Source organism: Arthrobacter oryzae (assembly GCF_030812315.1).
Classification (GTDB): domain Bacteria; phylum Actinomycetota; class Actinomycetes; order Actinomycetales; family Micrococcaceae; genus Arthrobacter; species Arthrobacter oryzae_B.
This window is the reverse complement of the sequence record NZ_JAUSSM010000002.1, coordinates 361,867-373,434: the sequence shown is the minus strand read 5'-3', so window position 1 is coordinate 373,434 and position 11,568 is coordinate 361,867. Positions and strand designations below refer to the sequence as shown.

10 protein-coding genes are annotated in these 11,568 nt (G+C 66.0%); 6 read left to right on the top strand and 4 right to left on the bottom strand.

Going from position 1 to position 11,568, the window contains the following annotated elements:
- Positions 1-106: 106 nt before the first annotated feature.
- A complete protein-coding gene (rpsA, locus tag J2S97_RS05160) occupies positions 107-1,582 on the top strand; it encodes a 30S ribosomal protein S1 (protein WP_305940977.1) in 1,476 nt (491 codons plus the stop codon).
- A 98-nt stretch (positions 1,583-1,680) separates the two neighbouring features.
- Here the strand turns inward: rpsA and J2S97_RS05155 are convergent, their stop codons facing one another.
- Entirely contained in the window at positions 1,681-2,139 is a 459-nt protein-coding gene (locus tag J2S97_RS05155) for a DUF1810 domain-containing protein (RefSeq protein WP_373460497.1), read from the bottom strand.
- Between J2S97_RS05155 and J2S97_RS05150 the strand changes: the two genes are divergently transcribed.
- Complete coding sequence (locus J2S97_RS05150; protein WP_307047198.1) at positions 2,052-2,612, top strand: GNAT family N-acetyltransferase; 561 nt, start codon at positions 2,052-2,054, stop codon at positions 2,610-2,612. The genes J2S97_RS05155 and J2S97_RS05150 overlap by 88 nt on opposite strands.
- Before the next feature lie 37 nt (positions 2,613-2,649).
- On the opposite strand, the gene J2S97_RS05145 is transcribed toward J2S97_RS05150, so the two are convergent.
- Positions 2,650-3,198: a GNAT family N-acetyltransferase gene (locus J2S97_RS05145; protein ID WP_307047197.1), complete on the bottom strand. Its 549-nt coding sequence runs from the start codon at positions 3,196-3,198 to the stop codon at positions 2,650-2,652.
- Entirely contained in the window at positions 3,185-3,871 is a 687-nt protein-coding gene (locus J2S97_RS05140) for an IMPACT family protein (RefSeq protein WP_307047196.1), read from the bottom strand. The genes J2S97_RS05145 and J2S97_RS05140 overlap by 14 nt, the downstream gene beginning before the upstream one ends.
- Before the next feature lie 161 nt (positions 3,872-4,032).
- On the opposite strand from J2S97_RS05140, the gene coaE reads away from it, so the two are divergent.
- From coaE to J2S97_RS05120, 4 genes are all read left to right on the top strand, one after another.
- A complete protein-coding gene (gene coaE, locus J2S97_RS05135; RefSeq protein ID WP_307047194.1) occupies positions 4,033-5,304 on the top strand; it encodes a dephospho-CoA kinase in 1,272 nt (423 codons plus the stop codon).
- A gap of 41 nt (positions 5,305-5,345) precedes the next feature.
- Complete coding sequence (uvrB, locus tag J2S97_RS05130) at positions 5,346-7,427, top strand: excinuclease ABC subunit UvrB (RefSeq protein ID WP_307047193.1); 2,082 nt, start codon at positions 5,346-5,348, stop codon at positions 7,425-7,427.
- 164 nt (positions 7,428-7,591) lie between these two features.
- Positions 7,592-8,620, top strand: a complete 1,029-nt coding sequence (locus J2S97_RS05125; protein ID WP_307047192.1) for a TerC family protein — start codon at positions 7,592-7,594, stop codon at positions 8,618-8,620.
- Positions 8,621-8,797: 177 nt separating this feature from the next.
- A complete protein-coding gene (locus J2S97_RS05120) occupies positions 8,798-10,222 on the top strand; it encodes an MFS transporter (RefSeq protein ID WP_307047190.1) in 1,425 nt (474 codons plus the stop codon).
- Here J2S97_RS05120 and J2S97_RS05115 read toward each other — a convergent pair.
- Positions 10,208-11,548 carry an alpha/beta fold hydrolase gene (locus J2S97_RS05115; RefSeq protein WP_307047766.1) on the bottom strand — a complete coding sequence of 447 codons (1,341 nt, stop codon included), beginning with the start codon at positions 11,546-11,548 and terminating at the stop codon, positions 10,208-10,210. The genes J2S97_RS05120 and J2S97_RS05115 overlap by 15 nt on opposite strands.
- Between the last annotated feature and the right edge of the window lie 20 nt (positions 11,549-11,568).

Genomic DNA, 11,568 nt, shown 5'->3' with positions numbered 1-11,568 from the left:
TGAACCTGGCAGGTCCATGTGGTCTGCCATCACCCGCGCCCCCGTCCATACGGGCGTGCGGCGGTCCGCCTGACCGACTAACTATCCACAACGGAGCCCCTACTACATGACCATCACCTCCACCGAGAAGCCCGGTACCCCCGTAGTCGCGATTAACGACATCGGTACCGCTGAGGACTTCCTCGCAGCAGTCGACGCCACCATCAAGTACTTCAACGACGGAGACCTCGTCGAAGGTACCGTCGTCAAGGTCGACCGCGACGAAGTCCTGCTCGACATCGGTTACAAGACCGAAGGTGTCATCCCCTCCCGTGAGCTGTCCATCAAGCACGACGTTGATCCCGGAGACGTCGTCTCCGTTGGCGATCAGGTCGAAGCCCTGGTGCTCACCAAGGAAGACAAAGAAGGCCGCCTGATCCTCTCCAAGAAGCGTGCTCAGTACGAGCGCGCCTGGGGCGATATCGAGAAGGTCAAGGAAGAAGACGGTGTCGTCACCGGTACCGTCATCGAGGTTGTCAAGGGTGGTCTTATCCTCGACATCGGTCTGCGCGGCTTCCTGCCCGCATCCCTCGTCGAGATGCGCCGTGTGCGCGACCTTGCTCCGTACATCGGTCAGCAGATCGAAGCCAAGATCATCGAACTGGACAAGAACCGCAACAACGTTGTGCTGTCCCGCCGTGCATGGCTCGAGCAGACCCAGTCCGAGGTCCGCTCCACGTTCCTCAACAAGCTGGAAAAGGGCCAGGTTCGTCCCGGCGTCGTTTCCTCCATCGTCAACTTCGGTGCATTCGTGGACCTGGGCGGCGTAGACGGCCTGGTTCACGTTTCCGAGCTGTCCTGGAAGCACATCGACCACCCGTCCGAGGTTGTCGAAGTTGGCCAGGAAGTCACCGTCGAGGTTCTCGAGGTCGACCTGGACCGCGAGCGCGTTTCCCTGTCGCTCAAGGCTACGCAGGAAGATCCGTGGCAGACCTTCGCCCGCACCCACGCCCTCGGCCAGGTTGTTCCGGGTAAGGTCACCAAGCTCGTTCCGTTCGGTGCGTTCGTTCGCGTCGAAGACGGCATCGAAGGCCTCGTGCACATCTCCGAGCTGGCTGTCCGCCACGTGGAGCTGGCTGAGCAGGTTGTCTCCGTTGGTGACGAGCTGTTCGTCAAGGTCATCGACATCGACCTCGAGCGCCGCCGCATCTCCCTCTCCCTCAAGCAGGCTAACGAGGGCGTTGACGCCGAGTCCACCGAATTCGATCCGGCTCTGTACGGCATGGCCGCTGAGTACGACGAAGAGGGCAACTACAAGTACCCGGAGGGCTTCGACCCGGAGTCCAACGAGTGGCTTGAAGGCTACGAGAACCAGCGGGCCGCCTGGGAGCAGCAGTACGCTGACGCCCAGACCCGCTGGGAAGCACACAAGAAGCAGGTTGCCCAGCACGCTGCCGACGACGCTGCAGCTGCAACGTCCGGCGACAGCGATTCCGGCACCACCAGCTACTCCTCCGAGCCCGCTGCAGCCGAGACCGGTGCAGGCACGCTTGCTTCGGACGAGGCTCTTGCCGCTCTGCGCGAGAAGCTGACCGGCAACTAATTTTGCCCGGTTGTCCCTGAGGGTGCATTCCCCCAAGGACCCAGGCAGTTAGCGCGCTGAAGGTGGCCGTCCCCGAAAGGGGGCGGCCACCTTTTTGTTTATTCCAGCAACCGGTCGGTTGCGGGGTCGGGGCTGCCGCCGAAGTACCGGTCGAGGACCGCCTGGAACGCGGGCTCCTCCGGAGCGGCGCGCAGGAACAGCGTCATGGATGACCTGAGCTTTTGCGCGTCGATCCCGCCGAATATCCGCATGGCGCTGAGCCCGGTGTGGGCGGCAACAGCGTTGGCGCACTCCAGTAGCCGGGGTCCCAGTAGAGGGTGCCGGAAGTAGGCCTCCGCTTCCGCCAGCGAGGAAATGGCGTATTTCCTGGAGGTTGGGCTCTGTCCGAGGCCTGCGACCTGGGGAAAGACGAACCACATCCAATGGGACTGTTTCTCCCCGTTGCGGAGCTCCTCCAAGGCCCGCTGGTATGTCCCACCGGCGTTCTGGGCCAGCACGAACCGCTCAAGGTCGAAGGAATCTTCCACCGCTGCCTCCTCAAATCTGGTGGATTCCATCCAATCACCGGATCCGATTCCTGACGAGGACCGCCATTGCCTGCGTCCGTTGTTGGCCGCACTTAGAGTGGGGAGCATGGAAGCTCTGCAGATGCCGGTACTGGAAGCACCGCCTTTCAGGCTCCGGCCATGGGAACCCGCCGACATTCCGGCGGCTCGGGTTGTGGCTGAAGAACCACCAGCACGGCCGGGTCAGCGTCGGCTACTGGATCGCACCAGATCACCGGGGGAGGGGTGCTGCTTCCAGTGCGGTCGGTGCCGTGTCGTCGTGGGCACTCAGGCAGCCGGGCATCCACCGGCTTGAGCTATACGTGGAACCGTGGAACGAGGGATCCTGGCGAACCGCGGACCGGAACGGCTACGCCAGGGAAGGGCTGCTTCGGAGCTGGCAGGACGTCGGCGGCGAACGCAAAGACATGTACATGTACTCCCGGCTGAGCTATTCGCCCTTGGGGGATCGACCGTTATGGTGAGGCTTGCCACCCCCCCGTGGTGCCGCACCCGCCCGTGTCAGCGAAGATTGATTCGCGCGGTCACCGTTGAAGCCCCACCGTCTCCTGCGACACCGCCTCCTGCCAGCTTTGCCCCCGCAGAGCGCAGCAGCGCCTGGGCCGCCAGGTTTCCGGCAGTTGTTTCGGCCTGGAGTATCGAGGCGCCGGCGCGTGCGGCCATCTCACCGACGAGCGTAAGCGCCTCCCGGCCGATTCCCCTGCCACGAAAGCTGCGGCCGAGCCACAGCCCCGTCTCCAGTGGGCCGCCTTCCGGCGGTGCCGTACCGGGCCGCTTGAGCCGGATGGATCCCGCAACCTGCCCGTCGCAGCTGATCGTCCACGTCTTCTGGGCAGCCGGGCCGTCCAGGCCGGCGGCAGCGGCCCGGTGGTAGTCACGGAACCAGCCGATCCGTTCCGGGTTCCATCCGTCGGTTTCCCCCAGCGGGGGAGTGACGTCGTCGGGCGCTGCGTCGGCGAGGGCGACGTCGAGCAGTTCCTCGAGGATCCCCTCGGTAACGTCCAGCAACTGCACGCGGCCGGCCAGGAGCGTGTGGTCAGAAGGGGACATCAATCCACTCCGTTCCCCCCGGTACGAGGGCGGCGCTGCCGGCCGTCATGCCGGCGAGCCGTTCGGCCGCCCGCCGCAGTTCATCAGCCTGGTCCGGCAGGGCGATCCTGAGGACTGTATTCGTGGCCTCGTAGCTGGTTTCCGCCATCACATAGCCGGCTGCGCGGAGATCGTTTTCCAGCCTTCCTGCTGACGGATGCGCCACCTCAACGGAGCAGACCCTCAGCCGGCTGCGCCGCACCAGCGGTGCGAGGTCCAGTGCGGAGGACACCGATTCCGAATACGCCCGCACCAGTCCGCCGGCTCCGAGGAGGATGCCGCCGAAATAGCGGACGACGACGGCGCTGACGTCACTGAGGTCCGTCACCCCGGGCGCTGTCTCCCGCCGGACGAGGGCCTCCAGCATCGGGATGCCAGCGGTTCCGGAAGGTTCGCCGTCGTCGCTTGAACGCTGGATGTCACGGTCCGGTCCCAGGACAAAGGCGGAGCAGTGGTGGCGGGCATCGTGGAATTCCCTGCGCAGTCCGGCAACCAACGCCCTCGCGCCCTCCTCATCCCCGGTGCGACGGATCACGGTGATGAACCGTGACCGTTTGATCTCCAGCTCGTGGCGGAAGTCCGGCCCGTCCGCAAGGGTGGTGTAGGCAGTTGCCCTGCTTTCTAGCTCTCGCACCGCCCAAGTCTAGTCGGGGGAGGTGGTGGATGGGCCCACGCCGTCAGGGTTCCCTGGGCGAGCGGAGCGAGGTCAGGGAGGCGGTGGGTGGGCCCACGCCGTCAGGGTTCCCTGGGCGAGCGGAGCGAGGTCAGGGAGGCGGTGGGGACTAGTCTGGTGGAGTGCTGAAGATCGGGTTGACGGGCGGCATCGCCTCGGGGAAGTCAGTTGTCGCCTCGCGTTTGCGGGAGTTGGGGGCGGTGCTGGTCGACGCCGACGCCCTCGCCCGGGAAGTGGTGAAACCGGGCACCTCCGGCCTCGCGCAGGTGGTGGAGGCTTTCGGACAGGAAATGCTCGGAGCGGACGGCGGACTCGACCGGGCGAAGCTTGGCGCCGTGGTGTTCGGCGATCCCGACAGGCTCGCAACCCTCAACGGCATTGTTCATCCCCTCGTCCGGGAGCGGGCCGCAGCGATGATTTCCGCCGCCCCCGCTGGCGCCGTCGTCGTCCAGGACATTCCACTGCTGGTGGAAACAGGCCAGGGCAGCAATTTCCACTTGGTTCTGGTGGTTGACGCCCCGGACGACGTGCGGGTGCAGCGCATGGTGGAGCACCGGAACATGACCGAAGAGCAGGCGCTGTCCAGGATGGCGGCGCAGGCCGGCAGGGAGGCCCGCCTCGCCGCGGCGGACGTGGTGCTGGACAACTCCGGCACCACCCAGGAACTGAGGGACTCGGTGGACACCCTGTGGCGCCGCCGGCTGGCACCCTTTGCGGCAAACATCACCCATGCACGCGCGGCCCCCCGAAAGGGCGGGCCCGTGCTGGCCCCGGCCGACCCGACGTGGGAGGCCCAGGCAGCAAAACTGGCCGCCCGGCTCGAGGCGGCGGCCCCGGCGGGGATCATTGCGGTGGACCACATCGGGTCCACAGCGGTCCCCGGACTCGATGCCAAGGACATCATCGACCTCCAACTGACCGTTGCGGACCTGGCGACGGCGGACGGGATCGCGCCGCTGCTTGCCGCGGCCGGTTTCCCGCTGTGGCCCGGAGTGCTGGCGGACAACCCGAAGCCGTCCCACCCCGACCCGGCCGACTGGGCCAAACGCCTTCACGGGAACGCGGACCCGGGCCGGCCGGTGAACCTGCACGTCCGGCCCGCGGGATCGCCCGGGTGTCGGTTTGCCCTCTGCTTCCGGGACTGGCTGCGTGATGACGCTGCAGCCAGGAGCGACTATCTTGCGGAGAAGCGCAGGGTCGCCGCCCTGCACCGCGTGGACAAGTCGACGGCAGGCTACGCCGCGGACAAGGAGGCGTGGTTCACCGGATACGCCGCCGCCCGGATGGAGGCTTGGGTGCAGCGCACCGGCTGGCGCCCGCCGCCCTATGCGGCATCGCCGGCCGCCGGGGCCGAAAGTGGCGCTGGCACCGCCGCTGGTACCGCCCAAAGCTGAATCAGGGCCACGATGTCAGTGCCCGGCGGTAGATTATATTCATGAGTCTTGCCCAGCAAATCAACCGTGTCGTGGCTCCCTTCGAGGTCATCAGCGAGTTCAAGCCGGCAGGCGACCAGCCGGCCGCCATCGCTGAACTCACGGAGCGGATCAAGAACGGTGAGAAGGACGTGGTCCTGCTCGGCGCCACCGGCACAGGAAAAAGCGCCACCACCGCCTGGCTGATTGAACAGATCCAGCGGCCCACCCTGGTGATGGTGCAGAACAAAACCCTGGCCGCGCAGCTGGCCAACGAGTTCCGCGAACTGCTTCCCAACAATGCGGTGGAGTACTTCGTGTCGTACTACGACTACTACCAGCCCGAGGCATATGTGGCGCAGACGGACACCTTCATTGAGAAGGACTCGTCCATCAACGAGGAAGTCGAACGGCTCCGCCACTCCGCCACCAACGCCCTGCTGACCCGCCGCGACGTCATCGTGGTTGCCACGGTGTCCTGCATCTACGGCCTGGGCACGCCGGAGGAATACATTGCCGGCATGGTCACGCTCCGCAAGGGGGCGGAAATGAACCGCGACGACCTGCTCCGGAAATTCGTAGCCATGCAGTACGCGCGCAACGACATGGACTTCCATCGCGGCACGTTCCGGGTCCGCGGCGACACCGTGGAAATCATCCCGATGTATGAGGAACTGGCCATCCGGATCGAATTTTTCGGCGATGAGATCGAGAACATCCATACCCTGCACCCGCTGACCGGTGAGGTGATCCGGGACGAAGAGGAAATGTACGTCTTCCCGGCCTCGCACTATGTGGCCGGGCCCGAACGGATGGCCCGGGCAATCAAGCGGATCGAAGACGAACTCGCCGAACGCCTCCAGGTGCTGGAAAGCCAGAACAAACTGGTCGAAGCCCAGCGGCTCCGGATGCGAACCACCTACGACCTCGAGATGATGCAGCAGATGGGCTTCTGCAACGGCATCGAAAACTACTCGTCGCACATTGACGGCCGCGCCCGCGGAACCGCTCCGCACTGCCTCCTTGACTACTTCCCGGACGACTTCCTGCTGGTGATCGACGAATCCCACGTCACAGTGCCGCAGATCGGCGCCATGTACGAGGGCGACATGTCCCGTAAGCGGAACCTCGTGGACTTCGGCTTCCGCCTGCCCTCGGCCATGGATAACCGGCCGCTCAAATGGGACGAATTCCTCGAACGAGTGGGCCAGACCGTTTACCTGTCCGCTACTCCCGGCAAGTACGAGCTTGGCAAGGCTGACGGCTTCGTGCAGCAGATCATCCGTCCCACCGGCCTGATCGATCCCGAGATCGTGGTCAAACCCACCAAGGGCCAGATCGATGACCTCCTGGGGGAGATCCGCACCCGGACGGCGAAGAACGAACGCATCCTGGTCACCACCCTCACCAAGAGGATGGCCGAGGACCTCACCGACTACCTGCTGGGCCACGGCGTCAAAGTGGAATACCTGCACTCGGACGTGGACACCCTCCGCCGCGTGGAGCTGCTCCGCGAACTGCGGATGGGCACGTTCGACGTCCTGGTGGGCATCAACCTGCTCCGCGAAGGCCTCGACCTTCCCGAGGTGTCCCTGGTCAGCATCCTGGATGCAGACAAAGAGGGCTTCCTGCGCTCGGGGACTTCCCTGATCCAGACCATCGGCCGCGCCGCCCGTAACGTCTCCGGGCAGGTGCACATGTACGCGGACCGCATCACCGACTCAATGGCGCACGCCATCGACGAAACCAACAGGCGCCGCGCCATCCAGGTGGCGTACAACACGGCGAACGGCGTCGACCCTCAGCCCCTGCGCAAGAAAATTGCGGACATCACAGACCAGCTGGCCAAGGAGGACGCGGACACCCGCGAACTGCTGGCCACGGCAGGGAAGACGCGCGGCAAGGGCAAGGGCGCGACCGCCGTGCGGGCGGACGGTCTCGCAGCTGCACCGGCGGAGGACCTCGTCGGGCTCATCGAACAGCTGACCGAACAAATGCACGCCGCGGCCGGCGAACTGCAGTTTGAACTGGCTGCCCGGCTGCGTGATGAGGTGGGGGACCTGAAGAAGGAACTGCGCCAGATGCAGGCCGCGGGCCACGCCTAGGGTAAGGTTATTGTCACGTAGGGGAGTATCCCAAGCGCTACGATCGTCAACACGCACGGCACTGATGCCCTGCCGGGCGTAGCGGGCTGCCGATTCAGCACAGAGTGCACAGGCCAGCCGGAGAGACTTACACCACTGTTCCGTACCCTGCGAAAGGCCATCCTGTGCTCGATTTGCCCGTGTGGTTCGAGGTCGGCTCCTTTGTCGTCCTCGGCCTTATCCTCGCCATCGACCTCCTCCTGGTTATCCGGCGCCCCCACGAACCGTCCATGAAGGAAGCCGGCCTGTGGGTGGCGTTCTACGTCACCCTGGCCCTGGTGTTCGCCGGCGCGATGTTCGCCTTCACCGGCCCGGAGTTCGGCGGGCAGTTCGTTGCCGGCTGGGTGACGGAATACAGCCTCAGCATCGACAACCTGTTTGTCTTCATCATCATCATGGCGCGCTTCTCGGTGCCCCGTAAGTACCAGCAGGAAGTGCTGATGGTGGGCATCATCATCGCGCTGATCCTGCGCGGCATCTTCATCCTGCTCGGCGCCATCGTCATTGAGCAGTTCAGCTGGGTCTTCTACATCTTCGGCGCGTTCCTGCTCTGGACCGCCTGGAAGCAGGCCCAGGACGAGGGCGAAGACGAAGAGGACAGGGAAAACCCGCTGATCGCCAGGCTCCGCAAGGTGATTCCGATGTCGGAGAAGTTCGACGGCGGCAAGCTGCGCACCACGGTGGACGGCAAGAAGGTCTTCACCCCGATGCTGATCGTCTTCGTCACCATCGGCCTGACCGACCTGCTCTTCGCTGTTGACTCCATTCCGGCGATCTTTGGCCTGACGCAGAGCCCGTTCATTGTCTTCACGGCGAACCTTTTCGCCCTCATGGGCCTCCGTCAGCTGTACTTCCTGCTGGGCGGGCTGATGAACCGCCTGATCTACCTGAAGCACGCACTGTCCTTCATCCTGGCGTTCATTGGCGTCAAGCTGGTACTCCACGCGATGCACGTCAACGAACTACCGTTCATCAACGGCGGCCACCACATTGAATGGGCTCCCGAGATCCCCACCTTCGTGTCCCTGGCTGTCATCGTTGGCACCATCGTCGTGGCCGTGATCGCCAGCCTGGTGAGCTCCAAAGCCGCCCAGGCGAAGGTCGATGCCCGCCTCGAAGAGGACGCACGCAAGAGCATGAGCGAAGCCGAGTAGGCACCCGCACCGCTTCCCGGCACGCACCAGACAACCCCGGCCACATCGTTGGCCGGGGTTGTCTGCATTCACACGCCATCCCCTCATCAGGCGCTCCTCCCAATCAGGCCATCCGCCATGCCATCCGCCAGGCCAGCCGGCCTGTCTACGGGACACGTGCAGGGCTATGCTCTGAGGATGGCAAACACTTCCGGGGCGGAGCCCGGTGTGCGCCACGTTCCACGGCGCCCCCTGCAACGCCAGACAGTCCAGCGCCGCACGGTTGTGCTCCTCGGCTCGGCGCAGCTGCTCAGCGGAATCGGCACGGGGGCCACCGTTTCCATCGGCTCGCTGCTGGCGGTGGATCTTGCCGGCTCCAACGCGTGGGCAGGCTCCGTGGCCACCGTCATGACGCTCGCCGCGGCACTGTCGGCGCTGCCGCTGGCTTCGCTGGCGGAACGCCGCGGCCGCCGGACCGGCCTCGTGGCGGGCCTCGGCGCAGCCCTGGCCGGTATGGTGCTGATCGTGGGTTCCGTGGTGTCCGGGATCTTCGTGCTGCTGCTCCTGGGGACCGCCGGCGTGGGTGTCGGCACGGCAGCCAGCTTGCAGGCGCGCTTTGCCGCCGTGGACCTTGCCGATGATGAACACCGCGGACGGGCCCTGTCCGCCGTCGTGTGGGCCATCACGATCGGCGCAGTGGCGGGGCCCAACCTCATCCAGCCTGGTGCTGTGGTGGGCCAGGCCGTGGGCCTGCCGCCCATCGCCGGTCCCTTCGTCATTTCCGCGGCCGGGCTTGTGCTGGCGTGCGCCCTGCTCCTCGCGGGGCTACGCCCGGACCCGCTGCTCTTCGCGCGGCAACTGGCAGCGGACGCCGTCGGCTTCGCCGGCGCTGGCCTCCCGGACCACCCGGCAGCGGCGGTTCCAGCTTCCCGGGGCGGAGCCCTTCGCCGCGGGCTGCGGGCCGCCCGCCATTCACCGTCCGCCATCCTGGCGCTGGCCGCCGTCGTCGGTGCGCATGGCGTCATGGTGGGTGTCATGTCGGTGACGCCGCTGCACCTGCAGGAGCTGGTGGCCGGTCCCGGCAGCGCCTCCCACGCCAGCCACACGGCCGCCGGCGACGTTCTGGTGATCATTGGCTTCACCATCTCCCTGCATATTGCCGGGATGTTCGCATTGTCGCCCGTGATGGGGTGGCTGACGGATAAGACCGGACGCAGGCAGACCGTTGTCCTCGGGTTCGTCATGCTGGTGGCGGCGGTGACCGTGGCGGGTTTCGGCCAGCGGTCGACCACCGCGGTGGCCGTGGGGCTGGTTCTTCTGGGGCTTGGGTGGTCCGCCGCCACCATCGCCGGATCCACGTTCCTGGCCGAAAGCGTGCACCAGGAGGACCGCGTGGTGGTCCAGGGCGTTTCGGACATGCTGATGGGGGCAGCCGGTGCCGTGGGCGGCGCGTTCTCGGGCCTCATCCTCAGCTGGGCGGGTTACCCGGGACTCAACCTGGCTGGCGGCCTGGTTGCCGCGGTTGTCCTTGCCGCCGCGGTCATCGCCCTCCTTCCTGCCAGGGCAGGAAGGAGCGCGGCCAAGTTGCAGGGCAGGCCCCGCGGCCGCTCAGTTGCGGACTGAGCGCACCATTCCCAGCAGCCGGCCGAAGATGCCTTCACCGTCGTCTGCGATCCCGTCGTGGTGGAAGTCCGCGGTTTCCCAGACCTGGAGCCCGCGCACCGCGTTGGCTGTTTCCAAGGACAGATCCCGGTCGACATAGATGTCATCGCTGTACACCGCGGCAGCCACCGGGACGGTGTTCGCTGCCAGCCGTTCCGGGTCGTAGAGCGGTTTCCAGTCGGACTTCCCGGCCACGAGCCAGGCTACGTTCCGCAGCGGGCGGAGCGCGGCGTCCTGTTCGAAGTACCAGGGATAGACCATCTCGCCGGTCAGCAGCGGCTCGGCGGCGTCCGGGCCGAACTCCGGAAAGTCCTGGAGCACCCGGGCCGCCGCCCAGTCGGTGGCCCTGCCCTGGCCATAGATCGACTCGTGCATGAGGGCATACAGCGGGTTGGCAGCGCGCGAGACGATGCCGCGGACCTGCTCCAGGAATACGTCCGAGAGGCGTTCGCCGTCGGGCGTCACCACGAAGGCGTCCTCCAGCAGATAGTGCAGGGTGTCCACCCTGGTGTTGCCGCCCAGGAACGACCCCATCATCTGGAACCGCTCCACGGTGAGCCGCTCGCCGTCGGGCAAAAGCTCCTCAGTCCCGCGCAGGTGCCGGGCAATCCGGGTGACTGCCGCCCGGTCCTCGGGATAAGAGGCGAAGTACTCGGCATTCCGGGCGGCTACCCGGCGAAAGGTCGCCTGGTAAACCCTGTCCGCGGGTCCGTGCAGCGGCGCGAGCCCGCCGGTGATAAGTGCCTCACGCAGGCCGTCCGGGGCGAAGGAAAGGTAGCTGAGCGCGCAGAAGCCGCCATAGCTCTGCCCGTAGATGGTCCACGGACCGGATCCCAGGGCATGCCTGATAGCCTCGGCGTCCGCGACGATGGAGTCGGCCCGGAAATGCGCCAGGTAGTCCAGCTGCTCCGTCTCGTTTCCCCGCAGCGGGAGCGTGTTCCGGTCGATCGGAGTGGACAGCCCGGTGCCGCGCTGGTCGAGCATCAGGATGCGGAAGTCCTTTGCGGCCGCTTTGCTCCAGCCGCCTAGGGCGGGAAACCTGTTCCCGCGCCCGCCCGGGCCTCCCTGCAGATACAGCAGCCACGGCAGCTGGACGGCCTCTTCCTCGCTGTGGTTCGTGGAGACATACTCGCGCGCGAACACGGTGATCGTCTCCCCGGCGCCGCCATTGAAGTGGTCCAGCGGCACCTCAAAATAGTGTTCGGCCGTACGCATTCCACGGTATTCATGCCGTGCCTTGATGGTGTGCGGAACGGCTTTGGCGATGCTGGACGCCGCCTCCAGCATTGCTACGGCCGCCAGCCCGG